At 67.2% G+C, this 21,714-nt stretch carries 23 protein-coding genes and 1 pseudogene; 3 read left to right on the forward strand and 21 right to left on the reverse strand.

The genetic code is table 11. The annotated features are described in order from the left end of the window. Positions 1 to 58: 58 nt before the first annotated feature. Both ilvC and ACWIEX_RS14905 read right to left on the reverse strand, forming a co-directional pair. The gene (gene ilvC, locus ACWIEX_RS14900; protein ID WP_091840607.1) at positions 59 to 1,078 is read right to left on the reverse strand and encodes a ketol-acid reductoisomerase; all 1,020 of its coding nucleotides are present in this window, start codon (positions 1,076 to 1,078) and stop codon (positions 59 to 61) included. A gap of 14 nt (positions 1,079 to 1,092) precedes the next feature. Beyond that, positions 1,093 to 1,758 (reverse strand): TetR/AcrR family transcriptional regulator C-terminal domain-containing protein, encoded by a 666-nt coding sequence (locus ACWIEX_RS14905; protein ID WP_454033808.1) that lies wholly within the window; start codon positions 1,756 to 1,758, stop codon positions 1,093 to 1,095. A gap of 143 nt (positions 1,759 to 1,901) precedes the next feature. Between ACWIEX_RS14905 and ACWIEX_RS14910 the strand changes: the two genes are divergently transcribed. Continuing rightward, complete coding sequence (locus tag ACWIEX_RS14910) at positions 1,902 to 2,447, forward strand: DUF924 family protein (protein WP_454033809.1); 546 nt, start codon at positions 1,902 to 1,904, stop codon at positions 2,445 to 2,447. A 3-nt stretch (positions 2,448 to 2,450) separates the two neighbouring features. On the opposite strand, the gene ACWIEX_RS14915 is transcribed toward ACWIEX_RS14910, so the two are convergent. From ACWIEX_RS14915 to ACWIEX_RS14940, 6 genes are all read right to left on the reverse strand, one after another. After that, positions 2,451 to 2,666, reverse strand: a complete 216-nt coding sequence (locus ACWIEX_RS14915) for a hypothetical protein (RefSeq protein WP_454033810.1) — start codon at positions 2,664 to 2,666, stop codon at positions 2,451 to 2,453. Then, positions 2,663 to 3,916, reverse strand: coding sequence for an FAD-dependent oxidoreductase (locus ACWIEX_RS14920; RefSeq protein ID WP_454033811.1), 1,254 nt, complete (start codon positions 3,914 to 3,916; stop codon positions 2,663 to 2,665). The genes ACWIEX_RS14915 and ACWIEX_RS14920 overlap by 4 nt, the downstream gene beginning before the upstream one ends. 16 nt (positions 3,917 to 3,932) lie before the next feature. Next, on the reverse strand, positions 3,933 to 4,475 hold the full coding sequence (gene ilvN, locus ACWIEX_RS14925; RefSeq protein WP_454033812.1) for an acetolactate synthase small subunit: 543 nt from the start codon (positions 4,473 to 4,475) through the stop codon (positions 3,933 to 3,935). Positions 4,476 to 4,524: 49 nt separating this feature from the next. Continuing rightward, positions 4,525 to 5,202, reverse strand: coding sequence for a glutathione S-transferase family protein (locus ACWIEX_RS14930; RefSeq protein WP_454033813.1), 678 nt, complete (start codon positions 5,200 to 5,202; stop codon positions 4,525 to 4,527). Next, positions 5,199 to 5,909, reverse strand: a complete 711-nt coding sequence (locus ACWIEX_RS14935; RefSeq protein ID WP_454033814.1) for an aspartate/glutamate racemase family protein — start codon at positions 5,907 to 5,909, stop codon at positions 5,199 to 5,201. The genes ACWIEX_RS14930 and ACWIEX_RS14935 overlap by 4 nt, the downstream gene beginning before the upstream one ends. 142 nt (positions 5,910 to 6,051) lie before the next feature. After that, entirely contained in the window at positions 6,052 to 7,815 is a 1,764-nt protein-coding gene (locus ACWIEX_RS14940; protein WP_454033815.1) for an acetolactate synthase 3 large subunit, read from the reverse strand. Positions 7,816 to 8,142: 327 nt separating this feature from the next. Here ACWIEX_RS14940 and ACWIEX_RS14945 point away from each other — a divergent pair, with 327 nt between their 5' ends. Continuing rightward, the gene (locus ACWIEX_RS14945) at positions 8,143 to 9,606 is read left to right on the forward strand and encodes a GGDEF domain-containing protein (protein ID WP_454033816.1); all 1,464 of its coding nucleotides are present in this window, start codon (positions 8,143 to 8,145) and stop codon (positions 9,604 to 9,606) included. A gap of 3 nt (positions 9,607 to 9,609) precedes the next feature. On the opposite strand, the gene miaA is transcribed toward ACWIEX_RS14945, so the two are convergent. Beyond that, positions 9,610 to 10,578, reverse strand: coding sequence for a tRNA (adenosine(37)-N6)-dimethylallyltransferase MiaA (gene miaA, locus ACWIEX_RS14950; protein WP_454033817.1), 969 nt, complete (start codon positions 10,576 to 10,578; stop codon positions 9,610 to 9,612). On the opposite strand from miaA, the gene serB reads away from it, so the two are divergent. Next, complete coding sequence (gene serB / locus ACWIEX_RS14955; RefSeq protein WP_454033818.1) at positions 10,549 to 11,436, forward strand: phosphoserine phosphatase SerB; 888 nt, start codon at positions 10,549 to 10,551, stop codon at positions 11,434 to 11,436. The genes miaA and serB overlap by 30 nt on opposite strands. A 148-nt stretch (positions 11,437 to 11,584) precedes the next feature. Here serB and ACWIEX_RS14960 read toward each other — a convergent pair whose 3' ends face one another. The 12 genes and pseudogenes from ACWIEX_RS14960 to ACWIEX_RS15015 all read right to left on the reverse strand — a co-directional run bounded on the left by ACWIEX_RS14960 (position 11,585) and on the right by ACWIEX_RS15015 (position 21,695). Then, on the reverse strand, positions 11,585 to 11,926 hold the full coding sequence (locus ACWIEX_RS14960) for a DHCW motif cupin fold protein (RefSeq protein ID WP_454033819.1): 342 nt from the start codon (positions 11,924 to 11,926) through the stop codon (positions 11,585 to 11,587). A gap of 254 nt (positions 11,927 to 12,180) precedes the next feature. Continuing rightward, positions 12,181 to 13,698, reverse strand: coding sequence for a DegQ family serine endoprotease (locus tag ACWIEX_RS14965; protein WP_454033820.1), 1,518 nt, complete (start codon positions 13,696 to 13,698; stop codon positions 12,181 to 12,183). Between the two features lie 159 nt (positions 13,699 to 13,857). Continuing rightward, complete coding sequence (locus ACWIEX_RS14970) at positions 13,858 to 14,049, reverse strand: DUF2065 domain-containing protein (RefSeq protein WP_454033821.1); 192 nt, start codon at positions 14,047 to 14,049, stop codon at positions 13,858 to 13,860. 18 nt (positions 14,050 to 14,067) lie between these two features. Continuing rightward, positions 14,068 to 15,003, reverse strand: coding sequence for a protease modulator HflC (gene hflC, locus ACWIEX_RS14975; RefSeq protein ID WP_454033822.1), 936 nt, complete (start codon positions 15,001 to 15,003; stop codon positions 14,068 to 14,070). After that, on the reverse strand, positions 15,000 to 16,163 hold the full coding sequence (gene hflK / locus ACWIEX_RS14980; protein WP_454033823.1) for an FtsH protease activity modulator HflK: 1,164 nt from the start codon (positions 16,161 to 16,163) through the stop codon (positions 15,000 to 15,002). Before hflK ends, hflC begins: the two co-directional genes overlap by 4 nt. Positions 16,164 to 16,317: 154 nt before the next feature. Then, positions 16,318 to 16,833: a dihydrofolate reductase gene (locus ACWIEX_RS14985; RefSeq protein WP_454033824.1), complete on the reverse strand. Its 516-nt coding sequence runs from the start codon at positions 16,831 to 16,833 to the stop codon at positions 16,318 to 16,320. Between the two features lie 3 nt (positions 16,834 to 16,836). Beyond that, positions 16,837 to 17,319: a GNAT family N-acetyltransferase gene (locus ACWIEX_RS14990; protein WP_454033825.1), complete on the reverse strand. Its 483-nt coding sequence runs from the start codon at positions 17,317 to 17,319 to the stop codon at positions 16,837 to 16,839. Further along, positions 17,316 to 17,588, reverse strand: a pseudogene (locus ACWIEX_RS14995) (thymidylate synthase); the annotation flags it as partial. The pseudogene ACWIEX_RS14995 and the gene ACWIEX_RS14990, both read right to left, overlap by 4 nt. 339 nt (positions 17,589 to 17,927) lie before the next feature. After that, a complete protein-coding gene (locus ACWIEX_RS15000) occupies positions 17,928 to 18,890 on the reverse strand; it encodes an ABC transporter ATP-binding protein (protein ID WP_454033826.1) in 963 nt (320 codons plus the stop codon). Continuing rightward, positions 18,887 to 19,906 carry an ABC transporter ATP-binding protein gene (locus ACWIEX_RS15005; RefSeq protein WP_454033827.1) on the reverse strand — a complete coding sequence of 340 codons (1,020 nt, stop codon included), beginning with the start codon at positions 19,904 to 19,906 and terminating at the stop codon, positions 18,887 to 18,889. Before ACWIEX_RS15005 ends, ACWIEX_RS15000 begins: the two co-directional genes overlap by 4 nt. Beyond that, positions 19,903 to 20,781, reverse strand: a complete 879-nt coding sequence (locus ACWIEX_RS15010; protein WP_454033828.1) for an ABC transporter permease — start codon at positions 20,779 to 20,781, stop codon at positions 19,903 to 19,905. Before ACWIEX_RS15010 ends, ACWIEX_RS15005 begins: the two co-directional genes overlap by 4 nt. Next, positions 20,778 to 21,695, reverse strand: a complete 918-nt coding sequence (locus ACWIEX_RS15015) for an ABC transporter permease (protein WP_454033829.1) — start codon at positions 21,693 to 21,695, stop codon at positions 20,778 to 20,780. Before ACWIEX_RS15015 ends, ACWIEX_RS15010 begins: the two co-directional genes overlap by 4 nt. Positions 21,696 to 21,714: the final 19 nt, after the last annotated feature.

A 21,714-nucleotide genomic window follows, 5' to 3' on the forward strand; every position in this document is an offset into this window, starting at 1 on the left:
CTCTTGAATCAATCTGGAAAGCCCGCATCGGCGATTGCCAATGCAGGCTGTCGCCAGCTCAGTTCTTGGTCTTGTCGACCAGGGCCTTGGCCTTGATCCACGGCATCATGTCGCGGAGCTTGGCGCCGACTTCCTCGATCGGATGGGCGGCGTAGCGGGCGCGGGTCGCCTTGAACGAGGTCTGGTTGACCTTGTTCTCCAGCATCCAGTCGCGGGTGAACTTGCCCGACTGGATGTCGCTGAGGACGCGCTTCATCTCGGCCTTGGTCTCGGCGGTGATGATCCGCGGGCCGGTGACGTACTCGCCATACTCGGCGGTGTTCGAGATCGAGTAGTTCATGTTGGCGATGCCGCCCTCGTAGATCAGGTCCACGATCAGCTTCACCTCGTGGAGGCACTCGAAATAGGCCATCTCGGGAGCGTAGCCGGCCTCGGTCAGCGTCTCGTAGCCGGCCTTGATCAGCTCGACCAGGCCGCCGCAGAGCACGACCTGCTCGCCGAAGAGATCGGTCTCGCACTCTTCCTTGAAGGTGGTCTCGATGATGCCGGCGCGGCCGCCGCCATTGGCCGAGGCGTAGGACAGGCCGAGGTCATGGGCGTTGCCGGTCGCGTCCTGGTGGATCGCGATCAGGGTCGGCACGCCGCCGCCGCGCTGATACTCGGAGCGGACGGTGTGGCCGGGGCCCTTCGGGGCGACCATCAGCACGTCGAGGTCCTTGCGCGGCTCGATCAGGTTGAAATGGACGTTGAGGCCGTGCGCGAACAGGAGAGCCGCGCCCTCCTTCATGTTGGCATGCAGCTCGTCGCGATAGATGTCGCCCTGCAGCTCGTCCGGGGTCAGCATCATCATGATGTCCGAGACCTTGGCAGCCTCCGACGGGGTCATGACCTTGAAGCCGGCTTCTTCGGCCTTCTTGCGCGTGGCCGAGCCGGCCTTGAGCGCGATGATGACGTCCTTGACGCCGGAATCGCGCAGGTTGAGCGCGTGGGCGTGGCCCTGCGAGCCGTAGCCCACGATGCAGACCTTCTTGCCCTTGATCAGGTTGATGTCGGCATCACGATCGTAATAAACGCGCATGGGTGTCTCCTTTGTCACGCGTTGGACTTGTCCCGGCCCGAGGCATGTCGCCCCGCGCCGTAGAGGGTGAGAAACTGCTCGGTCGCCCGCTCGGCATCAGCGGCGATCTCGGCCCGGCTCAGCGTCAGCGTATCGCCGAGCAGGAGGCGGATCTGAACATCGCGGCCGGCGAGGCCGAAGAAGGTGCGGAAAGCCGTCTCTGTATCGTCGAAGGCGAGCAGCCCCGCCTCGCGCCCCGCATCGAGCACCGGCTTCAGGCGCTCGCCGATGGCGAAGCGGCCATTGGCCAGCACGATCGAGCCGAGATTGCCATCACGCGACGCCGCCTGGCTGATGCCGATGCGGTTGAGCGCGATCGAGGTCGGCGAGGTGATCACTTCCAGCCAGTTCGTGGCGAAGCCCTTGAGGCTTTCGCGCAGCGTGCCGGCATCCAGATTCTGCCGGTCGTAATTGCCGGCCCTCACCTTCGAGGCCTGCCACTGCACGGTCGCGGTCAGCAAACCGTCGCGGTCGCCGAACCATTTGTAGAGCGTTTCCTTGGAGCAGCTCGCGCGCCGCGCCACGGCGGTCATGGTCAGGCCGCTGCCCTTTTCGACCATCAGGCTCAGCACGGCATCGAGCACGGCCTGCTGGCGCGCTGTCAGCGCCTCGCCTTGCGTCTCTGCAGCAGCTCGCGTCATGGGGCGGGAATAATCCAGTACCGTACGTTACGGTTCAGGCATCTATCGCAGCGGTGGCTGGCCCGCAAGCGTTATTCGCGACTGGCGGATGGCCGAAGAAGAATTATCTCTCGATCATCTGAGTTCGAGGAACGGAGCCACCCATGACCCTGCCCAGCGCCAATGCCGTCGTCAGCTTCTGGCGCGAGGCAGGCCCCGAAAAATGGTTCCTCAAGAATGCGGCCTTCGACGCCGAGATCACCCGGCGCTTCCTGCCCGCCCATGAAGCCGCCGCCGCAGGCAAGCTCGCCGATTGGGAGGAAACAGCCGAGGGCGTCTATGCCCTGCTAATCCTGCTCGACCAGTTCCCGCGCAACATGTTCCGCGGCAGCCCGCGCGCCTTCGCCACCGACACGCAAGCGGTCGAGATCGCTGAGCGCGCAATCGCCCGCGGCTTCGACGAGGCCTACCAGCCGCCGGAGAAGCGCTTCTTCTACATGCCCTTCATGCATTCCGAAGGACTGGAAGATCAGGAGCGCTGCATCGAACTCTGCACCGCCGCCGATGATGCCGACGGCGTGAAATATGCCGAGATCCACCGCGACATCATCCGCGATTTCGGCCGCTTCCCGCATCGCAATCCGGTACTCGGCCGCGAGACTACCGCGCAGGAGCGCGCCTTCCTCGACGAGGGCGGCTTCAGCGGCTGAGGCTCAGCCGGCCTGCTGGCTGGCGATGCGCTGCAGGAAGATCGCTGCGATCGTCAGCAGGAAACCGACCCACCAGAGCGGCGAACGCAGGCTCTTGCCGCTGCCGAGCGGCTCGGCCTGCCCCTTGCCGGAAAGGCGCATCATGATCGGCCAGGCGAAGCAGCCGAAGCCGGCGATGCCGAGGAGAAGCGCGATCTGTTCGAGGCTCGGTGTCATCATGCCCTGGCACTCGCGATGGTGGACAATGTCGGGAAGGCCGGTCCTAGCTTCAGGGCCCGCAAGGGATCGCCATACAGCCCCGCGACGAGCAGGGCCAGTTGCCTGTCGATGCCCGGCAGGCGCGCCAGCGGCGGCACGAGCCGGTCGCGGAGCAGCGGCAGCAGGTGGCTGTCGGACTGGTAGAACGGCGTGAACAGGCGGCTCGCCGCCTGGTAGAGCCGGACATGGAAACGCCGCAGCGCCGCGTAACGATCGAGCGCCCCAACGATATCCGCGGCCTCGTTCAGCGCCGCGGCCAGCGCGAAGGCATCGAGCAAACCCATATTGGCGCCCTGCCCCAGTTGCGGACTGGTCGAATGGGCGGAATCGCCGATGAAGGCGAGGCCGCGCCCGGCCGGGACCGGCAAGGTGTGATGCCGATAGCTGGCCAGCAGCAATTGCTCGGCTGACGTGATGCTCTCCAGCATCGGCGTCGTCTCTGGCCAATGCCTGAGCACATCCGCCTTCCAGGCATCGAGCCCCCGTGCCAACCATTGCGCGTGCTCGGCCGGCTTCAGGCTCCAGAAGAAGGAAGCGAGCAGCGTCTCGTCGTCAGGCCGCCGGCCGATCGGCAGCACGCCGACCATCACGCTCGCCCGGTGATAGCGTTGCTCAAGCGCATGCGGATCGAACCCCGCCGCAAGCGGTGCATTGGCCCAGACCGCCCCATAGACCAGCGGGCGCTGCCGTACCGGCCGCAACGCCCGGCCGATCAGGGGCGAGCGCGCGCCCGTGGCATCGACGGCGAGGTCGAACGGCCCGAGCTTCCGGCCATTCTCCAGAGCGAGCGAAACCTGCCCGCCGCTGCCGCTCTCGAGATCCGTGACCTCGCAGCCGGTCTCGACCGCGATCCCGCGTGCCGCCACGGCGGCGAACAAGGCCTCGAACAGACTGCCCCGATGAATGCCGAGCCCGAAGGCATCAGGGCCGAGTGCGGCATAGCGCACGTCGAGGACAACCGAACCGGTGGCCGAGCCCAACCCATAAAGTCGATCAAGGCGGCTGCCGCGCGCGATCAGCGCGTCGGCAAGACCCAACTCGCGCAGCACAGCGAGCCCGGTCGGCTGCAGGATCAGACCGGAGCCGAGCGGCTGCGGCGTCGCAAAGCGTTCGACCAGTGTGACGCGGTGGCCGGCGCGCTCCAGCAGCAATGCAGCGGCCAAGCCCGCCGGCCCGCAGCCGGCAACCGCGATCTCGTAGCGGCGCGTCACCGGCAAGAGCCAGTGGTCACATCGAGTCCGGGCCGCGGCTCATCGCGGCGATGCCGGTACGCGAGACTTCGGTCAGCCCCACCGCCGTCATCGTCTTGATGAAGCGTTCGATTTCCTCGGTCGCGCCGGTCAATTCGAAGACGAAGGAGGTCAGCGAGGCATCGAGCACGCGCGCGCCGAAGGCCGAAGCGAGCCGCATCGCCTCGACGCGGTGATCGCCCTTGCCGACGACCTTGATCAGCGCCAGTTCGCGCTCCAGCGCCTCGCCCTGCTCGGTCAGGTCGACAACGCGATGCACCGGCACCAGCCGGTCGAGATGCGCCTTGATCTGATCGATGACATTGGCCGTGCCCGAAGTCACAACCGTGATGCGCGAAAGATGCTTCTCATGCTCGGTCTCGGAGACGGTGAGGCTCTCGATATTGTAGCCACGGCCCGAGAACAGCCCGGCGATGCGGGCAAGAACGCCCGGTTCGTTGTCGACGATCACCGCCAGGGTGTGGCGCGCGGTCGGCTGGGCCTTGGGAGCATTCGGGTAATGGGTAGCGGGCTTCGACATGACGGACCTGTGAGGCGGTTGGAGCGGATGAAATCGAGAAAAATCGGGGTCAGCGGAGGTTGACGAGGGCGGGTTCGTCGACCTCGTCCTGCGCTACGATCCAGGGCTCGGCCAGCGCCGCGGCAAGCCACTCGCGATAGGCGGGAAGCGCGAGGATCGCCTGCATATAGTCCTGCGAGACCGGATCGACGGCGATGCCATAGGTATCGAGCCTCGTGACGACCGGCGCGAACATCGCATCCGCCGCCGAGAAGGCGCCGTACAGGAAAGGCCCGCCGGCGCCGAAGCGCTCGCGCGCCTGTCGCCACAGCCCGGTGAGGCGCTCGACATCGCGAGCGACGCCCGGACCACGGCCGCGCGCGGCGAAGCGCTTGCCGAGATTCATCGGGCAGGCACCGCGCAAGGCCGTGAAGCCCGCATGCATCTCGCTGGAGATGGCGCGCGCATGGGCACGAGCGGCCTTGTCGCGCGGCCAGATGTCGGCCTGCGGCTGCGTGTCATGCAGATATTCGCAGATCGCCAGCGTCTCCCAGACAGCGATCTCGCCATCGACAAGCGTCGGCACGGTTCCGCCGCTGCCGGGCGCTGCCGCGAAGATCGCCTCCTTGAAGCCGGGTTCGTCGAGCTGCACGAGCTGCTCGGAGAAGGCGATCCCGCTCGCGCGCATCAGAAGCCAGGCCCTGAGCGACCAGGACGAATAGCATTTATTGCCGATCAGAAGCTTCATGCCGCGGCAACCTCCCATTCGTCGACGAAATCGAGCGCCGCCGCGACATGCAGGGCCGTGGTGTCGAACACCGGGACGGAAACATCGCCCTGCGAGAGCAGGAGGCCGATCTCGGTGCAGCCGAGGATGACGCCGTCGGCGCCCTCCTCCTTGGCCGCCCGCGCGACGATGGCGCGGTAGCGCTCACGCGAGGCCGGCTCGACCCGCCCGCGGCACAGTTCCTCGTAGATGATGCGATGAACGTCGTCACGTTCCTCGGGAGCCGGCACCAGCGCCTCGACGCCGAAGGCCCTGAGCCGGTCGCGATAGAAGCCCTGCTCCATGGTGAAGCGCGTCGCCAGCAGGAGTGGCCGGCGTGAGGACGAAGCCAGCACCGCCCGCGCCGTCACATCGGCGAGATGCAGGAAGGGCAGCTTCGTCGCGGCGATGATCTGGTCGGCGACCTTATGCATGGTGTTGGTGCACAGCACGAGACAGGAGGCTCCGGCCTGTTCCAGGCGGCGCGCGCTCGCGGCCAGCGCAGCCCCGGCCGCCGCCCAGTCGCCCTTCGCCTGCATCTCGGCGATCCCCGCGAAATCGACCGAATGCAGCAGCACGTCGGCCGAGTGCAGCCCGCCCGAACGGGCGCGCACGCCCTCGTTGAGGAGCCGGTAATAGACCGCAGTCGATTCCCAGCTCATCCCGCCGATCAGACCGATGGTAGCCATGGTGTTCCTAGCCCATTTCTCGGGGTCGTCCCGGGCGCAGCGAAGCGCAGACCCGGGACCCATTCCGGAACGGTTCAGGAATGGATCCCGGGTCGGCGCCGCTTAAGCGGCTTGTCCGGGATGACAGCTACAGGATTCGACCTCAGACGAGCTGCTTGCCCTTGGCGTCGATGATCTCGCCGGTATCGCCTTCGAAATCGGGCAGGATCATCTCGTTATGGGCCTTGCCCGACGGGATCATCGGGAAGCAGTTCTCTTCCTTGGCGACGAGGCAGTCGAAGATCACCGGGCCGGGCGTCTCGATCATCTCCATGATCGCGGCGTCGAGCTTGGCCGGGTCGGAACAGCGGATGCCGTGGCCGCCATAGGCTTCCGCGAGCTTCACGAAGTCCGGCAGGGACTGCGAATAGCTCTCCGAATAGCGCCCGCCATGCAGCAGCTCCTGCCACTGGCGCACCATGCCCATGTACTCGTTGTTGAGGATGAAGATCTTCACCGGCAGCCGGTACTGCACCGCCGTCGACATCTCCTGCATGTTCATCAGGATCGAGGCCTCGCCGGCGACGTCGATGACCAGTGCCTCGGGATGCTTCATCTGCACGCCGATCGCAGCCGGCAGGCCGTAGCCCATCGTGCCGAGGCCGCCCGAGGTCATCCAGCGGTTCGGCTCCTGGAAATGCAGATACTGCGCCGCCCACATCTGGTGCTGGCCGACCTCGGTCGTGATGTAGGTATCGCGATCTTTGGTCAACGCATGGAGGCGCTCCAGCGCGTATTGCGGTTTGATGATCGTGTCCGAGCGCTTGTAGGAGAGGCTCTTGCGCCCGCGCCAGCCCTCGATCTGCGTCCACCAGGCGGCGAGCGCGGTCTTGTCGGCTTGGGCGCCGGTCTCGCGCCAGATCCGGACCATGTCCTCGAGCACATGGGCGCAATCGCCGACGATGCCGATATCGACCTTGACCGTCTTGTTGATCGAGGACGGATCGATATCGATATGGATCTTCTTCGAGCGCGGCGAGAAGCCGTCGATGCGCCCGGTGATGCGGTCGTCGAAGCGCGCGCCGATATTGATCATGACGTCGCAGTCATGCATCGCGAGGTTCGCTTCGTAGGTGCCGTGCATGCCGAGCATGCCGAGCCACTGCTTGTCGGCCGCCGGGAAGGCGCCCAGTCCCATCAGCGTCGAGGTGACCGGAAAGCCGGTCAGCCGCGCCAGTTCGCGCAGCAGCGCCGAGGCATGCGGGCCGGCATTGATCACGCCGCCACCGGTATAGAAGACCGGGCGCTTCGCGCCGGCGATCAGCTCGACCGCGGCCTTGATCTTGTTCAGGTCGCCCTTGACCACCGGGCGGTAGGTCTTGTGCTGGTTGTCGCGCGGCCGGGTGTAGGAGCCCGAGGCAAACTGGATGTCCTTGGGGATGTCGATCACGACCGGGCCCGGGCGGCCGTTGGCGGCGACGTAGAACGCCTCGTGCAGGATGCGCGGCAGGTCGTGGATGCTCTTCACCAGATAGTTATGCTTGGTGCAGGAGCGGGTGATGCCGACCGTGTCGCATTCCTGGAAGGCGTCGGAGCCGATCAGATGCGTCGGGACCTGGCCGGTGATGACGACGAGCGGGATCGAGTCGAGCAGCGCGTCGGTCAGGCCGGTGACGGCGTTCGTCGCGCCGGGGCCGGAGGTGACGAGCACGCAGCCGACCTTGCCGGGGCCGGAGCGGGCATAGCCTTCGGCCGCGTGGACCGCGCCCTGCTCGTGGCGGACGAGCACGTGCTTGACCTTGTCCTGCTGGAAGATGGCGTCGTAGATCGGAAGTACGGCGCCGCCCGGATATCCGAACAGGTGCTCGACACCTTGATCCTGAAGCGCGCGGACGACCATCTCGGCGCCGGTCATCATCTCGCTCATTACGCTCTCCTGCGGCTGGTCTTCTGATCTGTCTGGAATGCGGGCAATAAAAAAGGCCCTCGGAGGGGCCTGGGCGTGCGCTGGCGTTGGGGACGCCCGGTTTGAAAACCGGCCCCTACCAGCGCACCTCTACGAGAATAAGCTTGCGCATCGCGCTCGTGATCCTTGACGAAAGTTGCCGAACGCTAGCGGAGCGCGCGCGGCCGGTCAAGCATCAACAACATGGTTACCGACCGGTCTGCGGCACACCGGAAAATCCACTGCCGTGGCAGAACGATTTTTCAATGCGTTCCCCCTTAGCCTCCGCGCGCTCGAACCGGGACGGATATGTATTACGAAGTCCACACCGAGAATATCGCGGCGCGCGGACACGCGCCGGAGATCGCGCAGATCCTGCGCCGCTTCGCGCTTCATCGCCGCGACGGCTCGGCCGTGGTCTATGAAGAGCTCGCAGCCGCGCTGCTCCCGGATTTCGGTGAGGACCTGATGATCCTCGAACCGACCGACGACGGCGACTATCGCTGGCTGCATTTCGGGCGCGAGCTCATCCGCTATTCCGGCGCCAGCCGTCTCGGGCAGCGCCTCTCGGGGATGCGCGAGCAGGTTGCCCGCTTCTCGGCCGACAGCTTCGACCAGGCCCTGGCCGAGGACCGGCCGCTCTATACCGTGCATCGCTCGACCGAGACGGTGCGCGTCGCCTTGTGGGAGCGTCTCATCCTGCCGACTGTCACGCATGACGGGCGCCGCTTCGTCGTCGCCTTCAGCCGGCCGATGCAGTTTCGCGAGGATCTGCTCAACGCCGTGCTTGAAAGCTCGCCCAGCGGCATCGTCGCCCTGCGCGCCATCCGAGACGCCGCCGGCCAGATCGAGCAAGCCGTCGTCGTCACAGCCAACCGGCGTGCCGCCGAATTGAGCGGGCGCCCCGAAACCGACCTGCTCGATACCGACGGCCGCGAGAGCCTGACCTTCCTGTCCGACCTTTCGGTCTGGCGACGCTGCCTCTTCGCCATCGACCTGCAGCGCGCCGACACCCTGGAAACCTCATTCACGCATGACGGCGCAACGACCTGGCTCAGGGTCGCGATCGCCCCCCTGGGCGACGGGTTGCTGCTGACGCTGACCGATATCACCGACCTCACCGTCGCCAACCAGACCTTGCAGATGCGCGCCGCCACGCTGGCGCTCGAGATCGGCCGCGAACGGGCCACCCGCCGCGCCCTCTCCGAGGAGATCAGCCTGCGCGAGGAGCGTGAGGAAGAGCTCCGCCGCCTCGCCGAGACCGATCCGCTGACCGCACTGCTCAACCGCCGCTCCTTCACCGACAAGGCGAATGCCGCCATCGCGGCGAGCGAGGCGGATGGCACCGCACTGGCGATGATCATCGTCGATCTCGACCATTTCAAGCAGGTCAACGATACCTATGGCCACCCGGCCGGCGATGCGGTGATCCGCGCCTGCGCCGACCTCCTGCTTGGCCAGTATCGCAGCGAGCACAATCTGGTCGGCCGTTTCGGCGGCGAGGAGTTCGGCATCCTCCTGCAGGGCTGCGACCTGGCCTCCGCCGCAGCGAGTGCCCGTCGGATCCAGGACGCCCTGCTCAGCCGCGCGATGCCGGTCTCCGAAACCCTGGCGCTCAAGGTGACGGCGAGCCTTGGCATCGCTGCCCGCCACCCCGGCGAAACGCTGGCATCACTGACGGCCCGTGCCGACCAGGCGCTCTATCGCGCCAAGAACGAGGGCCGCAACCGCCTCGGCCTCGCCGACCCGCTTCCTGTCGCCGAAGCAGCCTGACCTTCAGCAGCCGAGGCGCCGGACGGCCGCCTCCAGCGCAGCCGCTGGCGCAACCGCTTCCCAGCCTTCCATCTGGTGGCGGAACCACGTCACCTGCCTTTTGGCATAGGCACGCGTATCGGCCTGGCCGCGCCGGATCGCCTCGTCCAGGGTGATCGCGCCGTCGAGATGGGCGATCAGGCCGGGCACGCCATGGGCGCGCATGATCGGCAGCAGGGGATCGAGACCGCGCCGCTTCAACTGCGCGACCTCGTCGAGTGCACCCTCGCCCATCATCATCTCGAAGCGCCGGTCGATCCGCTCCTTCGCCGCCTCGCGGTCGGGATGCACGAAGAGCCGCAGCATCGGCACGCCACCCAGCGGCCCCGGCTCGCGCTCTCCCTGGAAGCTCGCCAGCGAACGCCCCGTAGCCCGGAAAACCTCCAGCGCCCGCATGATCCGCATCCGGTCGCTCGGGCGCAATCGCTCCGCCATGGCGGGGTCGCAGGCCGCAAGCTCGGCATGGAGCGCAGCCGTCTCGCGCCCTTCGGCATCGGCACGGAAGGCAGCCCGGACATCGTCCGGCACGGGCGGCATCGCCGAAAAGCCTTCTGTGACGGCCTTGAAATAGAGCCCGGTGCCGCCGACCAGGATCGGCAGGGAGCCACGCTGCCGCAGCTGCGCCAGCAAAGACGTCACATCGGCGGCATAGCGCATCGCCGAATAGTTCACCGCGCCATCGACATGCCCGTAGAGGCGATGCGGCACCATCGCCTCCTCTTCCTCGCTCGGCCTCGCCGAAAGCACGCGCAGATCGGCATAGACCTGCATGGAATCGGCATTGACGACGGTGCCGCCGGTGCGGCGCGCGATCTCGATCGCCAGCGCCGACTTGCCGCTCGCGGTCGGACCTGCGATGAGCACCGCGCCGAATTCCCCTGCCGCCTTCACCCGGTTCCTCACATGCTCGCCGCCACACTCGTATCCGCCCATGGCCAGGCGCTCGTCGACGACGCTCTGCTGGCCCGCCTCGCCCGCGCCCTGCCCGGCATCGACCGCACGGCTGTGCTCGACGGCGCGGTCGCTGCCGACCTCTTCGCGGAAGCCGCCGACGCGCGCAAGCTCGAAGCCGATATCCGTAACGCGCTGGAGGGCGCCGCGATCGACGTCATCGTCCAGCCAGCGGCGACGCGTCGCAAGGCACTGTTCCTCGCCGACATGGATTCGACCATGATCGGCCAGGAATGCATCGACGAGCTCGCCGCCTTCGTTGGCCTCAAGGAGCATGTCGCAGCCATCACCGAGCGGGCGATGCGCGGCGAAATCGAATTCGAGCCGGCGCTGCGCGAGCGCGTCGCCCTGCTGAAAGGCGTGCCGCTTTCCGTCGTCGGCGAGATCATCCGCGACCGCATCACGCTGACGCCGGGCGGGCGCGCGCTCGTCCAGACCATGCGGGCGAATGGCGGCTACACCGCCCTCGTCTCGGGCGGCTTCACCGTCTTCACCGGTCCGATCGGCCAGACCATCGGCTTCGACGAGCACCGCTCCAACACGCTGCTCGCTGATGACGGCATCCTCAACGGCACGGTCGCCGATCCGATCCTCGGCAAGCAGGCCAAGCTCGATGCCCTCATCGAACTGCGCGCCCGTTTCAAGCTGGCGCCGGAACAGACGATGGCCGTCGGCGACGGCGCCAACGATCTCGCCATGCTCGGCGAAGCGGGACTGGGCGCAGCCTTCCGTGCCAAACCCGCTGTAGCCGCCGCAGCCAACGCCCGGCTCGACCATGCCGATCTCACCGCCCTGCTCTATGCCCAGGGTTATGCGGGCAGCGAGATCGTGCGGAACTGACCTTACGCTCAAAACCGTGGGTCATCCCGGACGGAGCGAAGCGAAGATCCGGGATCCATTCCGGAACCTTTATCGGAAGCGTTCCGGAATGGATCCCGGGTCTCCCTGCGGTCGCCGGGGATGACACGCGTCTCTGGATAAGGCTTGCTCAATCGACGATGAAAAGCTTCGCGCCGGTCTTGGTCGCGGAGCGATGCGCCTCCGCGTTATCCGCGACTTGATAGCTCATCCCGGCCCGCAGCGGCAGCACGCGCCCGTCGGCGAGCGTGGTCTCCATCTCGCCTTCGAGGCACAGGATGATGTGCCCCTTCGAGCACCAGTGGTCGGCGACATAGCCCGGCGAATACTCGACCATCCGCACCCGGATGCGGTTGTCCTCGGGGCCGAAATGCTGGACGCGCCAGGTCGCCTCGCCGCTGTCGCCTGCGTGCCGCTCGACGGGAACCGTCGACCAGTCGGTGGTGACAAAGGGAATTTCGCTGATCTTCATCTCGGTCTCTCCAGGCGCCCTATCCGCGCCACTTCACCCCGTATCTAGTCCGGTCCTTCACCAGGCAGAACCGTCATTGCGAGCGCAGCGAAGCAATCCAGGGGACTGGGTCGAAGCGTCCAACCCTGTCCCCCTGGATTGCTTCGTCGCTGCGCTCCTCGCAATGACGGGGCAGACATAGCGCACATCGACAACCGCATGAAAAAGGGCGGCCCTGACGGACCGCCCTTCGCATTCTGCCTATACAGCCGGTCTCAGTTCATCGAGACGGCGACGAAGCGGACCTCGCCCTGGCCGTTCGAGACGAGCAGGAGGGCGGATTTCTTGCCCTCCTTCTTCAGCGCATCGAGCCGCTTGGTCACGTCCTGCGGAGCGTTGACCGGCTCCTGGCCGACCTCGACGATCAGTTCGCCAACAAGGATGCGCTTGTCGGCGGCGTTCGAATTAGCGTCGACCTTGGTGATGACGACGCCCTTGACGCCGTCCTTGATCGTGTAGCGCCTCCTGAGCTCGTCCGTCTGCGGCGAGAATTCGAGGCCGAGCGCGGTCGTGACGGCGGGCTTGGCCGGCTCCGCCGCCGGCTTGTTCGCCGAGGCCGACTGGACCTTCTCGCCATCCTCGAGACGGCCGAGCTTGACGGTCTTGGTCTCTTCCTTGCCCTTGCGAATGATCGCGATCGGCACGTCCTTGCCGACCGGCGTCGCCGCGACGATGCGCGGCAGGTCGCGCGAATCCTTCACGTCCTTGCCGTCGAACTTGACGATCACGTCGCCGGTCTCGAGTCCCGCCGGCTTGGCCGGGCCCTTCTCATCGACGCCGGCGACGAGCGCGCCGCGCGCCGTGCCGAGACCCAGCGCCTCGGCAGTGGCGTCATCGACGGTCTGGATGCGCACGCCGAGCCAGCCGCGGCGGGTCTCGCCGAACTCCTTGAGCTGGTCGACGACATTGGTCGCCAGCGTCGAGGGCACCGCGAAGCCGATGCCGACCGAGCCGCCCGTCGGCGACAGGATCGCCGTGTTGATGCCGATCACCTCGCCGGCCATGTTGAACAGCGGGCCGCCCGAGTTGCCCTTGTTGATGGCCGCGTCGGTCTGGATATAGGTGTCGTACGGACCCTGGCTGATGTCGCGGTTGCGCGCCGAGACGATGCCGGAGGAGACCGAGCCGCCCAGGCCGAACGGGTTGCCGATCGCCATGACGGGGTCGCCGATCCGCATCTTGTCGGAATCGCCGAACTTCACCGCCGGCAGCGGCTTGTCGTGCTTCACGCGCAGCACCGCGAGGTCGACCTTGGTGTCCTTGCCGATGACCTCGGCCTTGAGCCTGAGGCCGTCGTTGAAGATCACCGTGATCTCGTTGGCGTCGCCGATGACGTGGTTGTTGGTGACCACGATGCCCGACGGATCGATGACGAAGCCCGAGCCGGCCGATTGCGAGCGGCGCTGCTGCGGCGCCTGGCGCTCGCCCTGCTGATTGCGGCGGTTGAAGAATTCCTCGAACAGGTCGCCGAAGGGCGTATCGGGGCCGAGCTGCGGCAATTGCGGCAGGTTGCGCCCCTTCTGGTCGTTGGTGGTGACGGCCGCGATGTTGACCACCGCCGGCATCACCTTCTCGACGAGATCGGCAAGCGAGGTCTGCCCCTGGAGGAGCGGCGTATTGGCCTGCGCATGCCCCGGCGCCAGCACCGGCACGGCCAGCAGCGCGAGGCCGGCGACGCCGGCAGCGAGAGCGATGCGGACAGGCCGGGCTGCGGAAAGGGTGTTCGATGCCATAGGGGTCCTCATGTCGGAAAGTGCGGGCCGATCGATGAAAGGCAGGCGCGCCCGGACCATGCGAGGCAGACGGGCGCCCCCGATGATTGAACTCCGAAATGCGGCGGAAGGGCGACGCACGATCATGTCATCGAACACGATCCTGTGCCTGCTCCCCTTCTACCAGATGCCGCGCGCGACCCAGACCAGGATCACGCCCAGCACCGCCGAACCGATGCCGATGAGCCGCATCCGGTCCACCGGCGTTTCGGCGGCGCTGCGGAGAGCATCTTTCGCCAGATGCGGGATCGCGGCGAAGAGAATGCCCTCGATAGCGAAGACCAGGCCGAGCGCCGCGACGAAATCAAGCATCCGCGTCGCTCGCCATGATCAGGGCCGGGCCGGCGCAGGCTGGGCAGGCGCCGCCGGAGCGGTGGCCTGGCCGTCCTGACGCTGCGCGTTCGGGCCGTTGAAGAAACGGAAGAACGGCGAATCCGGCGTCAGCACCATCCGCGTATCCCCCGGCTTGATGCTGGCTTCATAGGCCTGCATCGAGCGGTAGAAGGCGAAGAACTCCGGATCTTTGCCGAAGGCTTCGGCGAAGACCTTGTTGCGCTCCGCCTCGCCCGCGCCGCGGATCTCGTCGGAGTGCTGCTGCGCCTCAGCCACGATCACGGTCGACTCCCTGTCGGCCCGGGCCTTGATCTCCTGCGACTGCTGGCCGCCGAGCGCGCGTGCTTCCGCCGCCTCGCGCTGGCGCTCCGTCTGCATGCGCTGGAACACCGCCGCGGAGTTGGCCGCCGGCAGGTCGACGCGCCGCAGCCGGACATCCACCACGGTCATGCCGAAACGCGCCGCTTCGCGGTTCACGTCGTCGCGGATGCGGTTCATCAATCGCGTCCGCTCGGTGCGCACCATCGCCGTGAAGCTGGCTTCCGCCAGCACGGAGCGGACGTTGCCGTTCACGATCGAGGCGAGCTGCGAGTTCGCCCGCGGGATGTTGTTGACCGCCTGGTAGAAGCGCAGCGGATCGGAGATCCGGTAGCGCGTGAAGGCATCGACGACGAGACGCTTCTGGTCCGAGGCGATGATTTCCTGGGCCGGGAGGTCGAGATCGAGGATGCGGTTATCGAGCAGGGTGACCTGCTCGAACGGGGCCGGGAGCTTGAAATACAGCCCCGGCGCCGTGACGACGCTGCGGATGGCGCCGAGGCGCAGGACGAGGGCCGACTGCGTCTGCGAGACCACGAAGGTCGACGCATAGAGCACGACGGCGACGACGACGACGGCGAAGAAGAGCACGCCGCGCAACACGGGGGAGTTCATCGCTGGGCCCCTCCCTGCTGCTGGCCCGGAGCCGGGCGCCGTTGCTGGAGCTGGTCGAGCGGCAGATAGGGCACGACGCCCTGCCCGTTGCCCGTCGAGTCGAGGATGATCTTGTCGGTCCCGCCCATCACGCGTTCCATCGTCTCCAGGAAGAGACGCTCGCGCGTCACGCCCGGAGCGTTCTTGTATTGCTCGTAGACCGCGTTGAAGCGGCTCGCCTGACCGCGCGCCTCGGCGACGGTCTGCTCCTTGAAGGCTTCAGCCGCCTGCGTCAGCTGCGCGGCGCGGCCGCGTGCCTCGGGCACGACGCGGTTGGCATAGGTCTGCGCCTCGTTGCGCAGGCGCTCCTGGTCGGCGCGGGCCGCCTGGACGTCGCGGAAGGCGTCGATGACCTGCTGCGGCGGGTCGACCTTCTGGAGCTGGACGAGGCTGATCCGCACGCCGGCATTGTAGCCGTTGAGCGTGTCCTGCATCAGCTGGCGCACCTCGGTCTCGATCGCGCCGCGATCGGTCGTCAGCACCGGCTGGATGTTGCGCCGGCCGATGATCTCGCGCATCGCGCTCTCGGCCACGGCCTTCACCGTGCCGGACGGGTCCTGGATGTTGAAGACGTAGTTCTCGGGCGCGGCCGGGTCGATCTGCCACTGCACGATGAAATCGATGTCGACGATGTTCTCGTCGCCGGTGAGCATCAGGCTTTCTTCGGTGACATCGGTCTGGCGCGAGGTCCGGATCGATTCGACGGTCCGGAAGCCGACCTCGGTGGTGATGACGTTCGTCACCTGCGGCTTGATCACGCTGCCGATCGGATAGGGCCAGTTCCAGTTCGGGCCTTCGCCGGTCTTGCCGGCGAAGCGGCCGAACACGACATTGAGGCCGACCTCGTTGGGCCGCACGAAATAGATGCCGGAGCCGAGCCAGATCAGGATCAGCGCCAGAAGGCCGAGAAGCAGGCCGCGCCCGCCGATATTGCCGCCGGGAACCAGGTTCTTCAGCCGGTCCTGGCTGCGCCGCAGGATTTCCTCGAGATCGGGCGGGTTGCCGTTGCCCCCGCCGCCGCCGGAACCGCCGCCCCAGGGACCGCCGCCACCACTACCTCCGCGCTGACCCCAGGGACCTCCCCCGCCGCTGCCACCGCCGCTCTGATTGCTCCAAGGCATTCTCGAGCCGTTCCCTTTCGTTCTGTCGAGGCCAAGCCATAAGCAAATGACGGCCGCTTGTCAGCGCCTTCGGCCGAAGGCGCTGGGCTGACTTGGTCATGGGCCATGGATTCGTCAACGGCGCAAGCCATTCATCGTGAATGGAAAGCGGCGATCAGCCGCGTCGGCGCCAGGTGACGAAGGTATAGGGGTGCTCGTTCTCGGCGTCGGCCGGGTGGTGGTCGTTGGCACCGGCCTCGAAGGCATCGCGCTCCCAGTCGGGGAAGAGCGCGTCGCCTGATGGCTTGGCATGGACGAGAGTGAGCTCGAGCCGGTCGGCCAGCGGCAGGGCCTGGCGGTAGATCTCGGCGCCACCGGCGACCACGACGGAATCCGCCCCGCTGGCCGCAGCCAGCCGCTGTCCGATCTCAAGCCCCTCGTCGAGCGAACGCGCGACGCTCACCCCCTCCGCCGAGAAGCCGGAATCGCGGCTCAGAACGACGATTTCGCGCCCCGGCAAGGGCTTGCCGATCGACAGGAAGGTCTTGCGCCCCATCAGCACCGGCCGCCCCAGCGTCAGGCTGCGGAAGTGCTTGAGGTCGGCCTTCAACCGCCAGATCAACCGATTGTCGTCACCGATCACATTGTTGTCGGCGACGGCCGCGATCAGCACGATCGGACGTTTCTCCATGATTCAAACCTCCGCGCCCAAACGCGCGAGCGCCTCGCCCTCCAGCCGCTTCACGGTCCACTCGTCCTGCGCGGTGGCGCCGAGCGCCCGGTAGAAAACGCGCGAGGGCTCGTTCCAGTTCAGCACCCACCAGGCCAGGCGCGGCAGTTTCTCCGCGACACAGCGCCGCGCAAGCCCGGCGATCAGCGCCTTGCCGATGCCGCGCCCGCGCTGGTCCGGCCGCACGAAGAGATCTTCCAGCCAGATCCCGTGCCGGCCGCTGAAGGTCGAATAGGTGTAGAACCACACCGCGAAGCCGACCGGCACGCCATCCCATTCGGCGATATCGCAGAACGCCTTCGGGTCCGGCCCGAACAGCGCGGCCTCGATCTCGGCCTCGGTCGCGACAACCTCGTGCAGCAGCTTCTCGTATTCGGCGAGTTCCCTGATGAAGCCGAGCACGAGCCCGGCCTCGTCGGGGCGGGCGGAACGGATGGAGAGGGTCATGCTGCGATCGGAGCCTTGATGCCGGGATGCGGGTCGTAATCGGGGATCGTGACGTCCTCGAACTGGAAATCCTCCAGCCGCGTCACCGCCGGATTGAGCGGGAGCTTCGGCAGCAGCTCACGTGCGAGCTGCAGCCGGGTCTGGCCGAGATGGTTCACAGAGAGACGGGTGTCGCCGAAGGAATGCACGAAATCGCCGACGCCGAAACCCGTCACCTGTGCCACCATATGAGTCAGCAGCGCAGAGCTCGCGATATCGGAGGGTTTTCCGGTGACCCCTGTCTTGCCCTGAATCGCTATGATGGCGGGTTCTCCGGTTGCTGAGGCGGGACAAGAATCAGCGGTAGACAGGCTCACGCTTACACTACGGCCAGGGCTTGTGCACATGGGTTGCCCGGCGCCGCTGCCGGGCAATCGATGGAGCGAAGCCGGAAACCGCTCAACTGTCGGCATCGGTACCAGTTCGGACCCAGCTGTATCGCGAGCGGGCGCTGCGCTGGTCGAGCCAACTTCGCTATCTGCAGCGAAAAGATCGATGGGCGTGGCTCTGGTTTCGCAACGCCAGGCCGGTTTCATCCGGCCTGATCGCACGACCTTCCGGTGGAGGCGTCACGCTGCCGCTTCGAGCGGGTGGTGGCAGCGGAACATCCCCCCGGCGGCGGCGGTCTGCTCCGGCATCTGCGTGCGGCAGATGTCACTCGCCCGCGGGCAGCGCGGGTTGAACGGACAGCCCGGCGGTGGCTCGACCGGGTTCGGCGGTTCGGCGATAACCTCCGACCAGGATGGGCGCTGCCCGGGCGTCGGCGGCAGCACGGCGTCGAGCAGTGAGCGCGTATAGGGATGGCGCGGCCGCGCGAACAACTCCTCGGTCCGCCCGGTCTCGACCACCGTGCCGAGATACATCACCGCCACCCGCTCGGCCATGTGGTAGACAACGGCGAGGTTGTGACTGATCAGCAGCACAGTCAGCCCGAGCTTCTTCTGCAGCGCGCCGATCAGGTTGATGATCTGTGACTGCACGGAGACGTCGAGCGCCGAGGTCGGCTCGTCGCAGATCAGGATGCGCGGCTGCGCGATCAGCGCGCGCGCGATCGCGACGCGCTGGCGCTGCCCGCCCGAGATCTGGCTCGGATAGGCGTTGAGCAGATGCGGCGGCAGGCCGACGGCCTGCATCATCTCCGCCACCGCGGCCTGGCGGCTGCGGGCATTGCCTTCGCCGCGCACGGCGAGCGGCGCCGCGATGATGCTGCCGAGCGTCTGGCGCGGATTGAGCGAGGAATACGGGTCCTGGAAGACCGGCTGGATCAGCCCGGCACGCTCGATGCGGTGATAGGACGCGATCGGCTTGCCGGCGACAGCGACGGTGCCGCTGCTCGGCGGCTCGATGCCGAGCATCAGCCGCGAGAGCGTGGTCTTGCCACAGCCGGATTCCCCGACGATCGCGACAACCTCGCCCTGCCCCACCTCAAGATCGATGCCGCGCAGCGCCCTGAGCGTCCGCCGCTCGCCGTGAAAGGAGACGGCGTAGTCGCGCGTCGCGCCGACGATGCTCAGGGCGGCCTGCGCGTTCACGACACCACCTCGCCTTGCTCTTCGAAACCCGGTTCGCCCGCCCGCTCCGCAACGGGACGGACGCAGCGCAGGGCACGCCCCCCGCCCTGCGGCACGAGCGGCACCGGCGCGGCGCAGACGGGCCGCGCATAGGGACAGCGCTCCATGAACAGGCAGGTTTTCACCGCGCCGGTCGGCGGCGGCACGATCCCGGGGATCGAGCCCAGCAAAGCGCCCCGCGCGGTGCGTCCCGGGGTCGGGATCGCCTGCAGCAGGCCTTCGGTATAGGGATGCGCCGGCGCGGTCAGGACGGCTGCGGTATCGCCGGTCTCGACCACCTGCCCAGCATACATCACCGCGACGCGGTGGGCCATCGTCGCCACCACGCCGAGATCGTGCGTGATCAGAATGATGCCGACGCCAGTCTCGTCCTGCAGCTGCGCCAGCAGGCCGAGGATCTGCGCCTGGGTGGTGACGTCGAGCGCCGTCGTCGGTTCGTCGGCGATGATCAGGTCCGGGTCGCAGGACAAGGCCATGGCGATCATCACGCGCTGGCGCAGGCCACCGGAAAGCTGGTGCGGATACTGCTCCAGCCGCGCCGCCGGCGACGGAATGCCGACCCGCGCCAGCAGAGACACCGCCTGCTCGCGCGCTTCGGACCGGCCGATGCCCAGATGCGTGCGCATCACCTCGGTCATCTGGCTGCCGATGGTGTAGCAGGGATCGAGCGAGGTCATCGGATCCTGGAAGATCATCGCGATGCGCGGGCCGCGCAGCTTGCGCCACTCCGCCTCGCGCAGATCGATCAGCGACTGTCCCGAAAAGCTCAGCCTGGAGGCCTCGACGCGGCCGGGCTTCGGCACGAGCCCGATCAGCGAGAGCGCGGTGAGGCTTTTGCCGCAGCCGGACTCGCCGACGATCGCCAGCGTCTCGCCGCGCGCGACCGAGAGCGCGATGCCGCGCACCGGCTGCAGGATGCGGCCCTGTGCGGTCGGGATCGTGATCTTCAGATCCTCGAGCTCGATCAAGGCGCTCATGCCCGGCCCTCCGGCGCGACGACGTCGCGCAGCGCGTCGCCGAGCAGGTTGATCGCCAGCACCAGCGTCACCAGAGCGACGCCGGGGATCGCGATCAGCCAGGGGCGGAACAGTAGCTGGTTCTTCGATTCCGCCACCATCAGCCCCCAGGATGCCAGCGGCGGCTTGACGCCGAGGCCGAGGAAGGAGAGCGCGGCCTCCAGCAGCACGGCATGGGCGACCTCGACGGTCGCGACCACGATCAGCGGCCCGACGATGTTGGGCAGGATCTCGACCAGCAGGATGCGCGGCGTCGAGGAGCCGATGGCGCGCGCCGCGATGACGAAGTCGCTATATGCCAGCCGTTGCGTCGCGCTGCGGGTGACCACTGCAAACCGGTCCCAGAGCAACAGCCCGATCACCACGACGAGCACCGTCAGCGAGGAACCGACGACCGCGACCACCACGAGCGCGACCAGCACCACCGGAAGGGTCAGCCGGATCGTGATCAGGAAGTTGATGACGAGGTCGACGCGGCCGCCGAAATAGCCGGCGGCCATGCCCATCGCCGTGCCGATCAGGCCCGAGACCAGCACCGTCGCGAGGCCGATGAATAGCGAGACGCGGGCGCCGTCCACCAGCCGCGCCAGCAGATCGCGCCCGAGCTGGTCGGTGCCGAGCGGATGCGCCCAGCTGCCGCGCACGTCCCAGACCGGCGGGACGAGGCGGGCGCCGAGGTTCTGCGCCACGGGGTCGAGCGTGAACAGCGGCCCGACGAGCGCGACCAGCAGGATCAGCAGGATCGCGCCGCCGCCGAACCAGAAGCTGCCATGCCGCAGCAGGCGGTGCAAAGCGAGCCGGCGGGGACTCATCGCCGTGAGTGTCGCCGCCGTCATGAGATGCGGATCCTCGGGTCGATCAGGGCATTCAGGAGGTCGGCCAGCAGCGTCAGCAGCGCATAGATCAGCGCGATCACCAGCAGGATGGACTGGATCACCTCGATATCGGAGCGCTGGATCGACTGCCAGGCGAGCAGGCCCAGCCCCTTCAGCGAGAACACCGTCTCGACAACGATCGAGCCGCCGAGCATGAAGCCGAGCTGCACCGCCGCGAGCGAGACGACCGGGATGATGGCGCTGCGCAGCGCATGCAGAAGCACGACACGCCAGGCTGGCAGGCCATAGGCCCGCGCGGTGCGGACATGGTCGGACTGCATCACGTCGATCATGCCCGAACGCGTCAGCCGCATCAGCGCAGGCGCCGCGTAATAGCCAAGCGTCACCGAGGGCAGCACGAAATGCAGCCAGGTCGCCGAGCCGGAGATCGGCAACCAGCGCAGCTGCACGCCGAAGATGTAGACCAGCAGGAGCGCGAACAGAAAGGATGGCAGCGCCTGCCCGGCGACTGCGAGCCCGAGCGCGAAGCGGTCGATCACCGTGTCGCGATAGAGCCCGGCCAGGATGCCGAGCGGGATCGAGAGCAGCAGCGCGAAGGCGAGCGCCGACAGGCCGAGCTTTGCGGTGACCGGCGCATGCTCGGCCAGCACGCTCACCACCGGCTGGCGCAGATAGAAGGACCGGCCGAACTCACCCGACAGGATCTTGCCGAGCCAGGCGAAGTACTGCGTGTGGATCGGCTGGTCGAAGCCGTAGAGCCGGCGGATCGATTCCACATCCGCGGGCGAAGCTCCCTCGCCCGCCATCGCCGCGGCGGGATCGCCGGAGAGATGGACGAGCGAGAAGGCGAGCACCGAGGTGCAGGCGATCACCAGCATGGTGACGAGCAGTCGCCGCGCGAGAAAGCGTAACATGATGTTCGATCAGGCTGCG

It is taken from the genome of Allobosea sp. NPDC055353 (assembly GCF_053644975.1).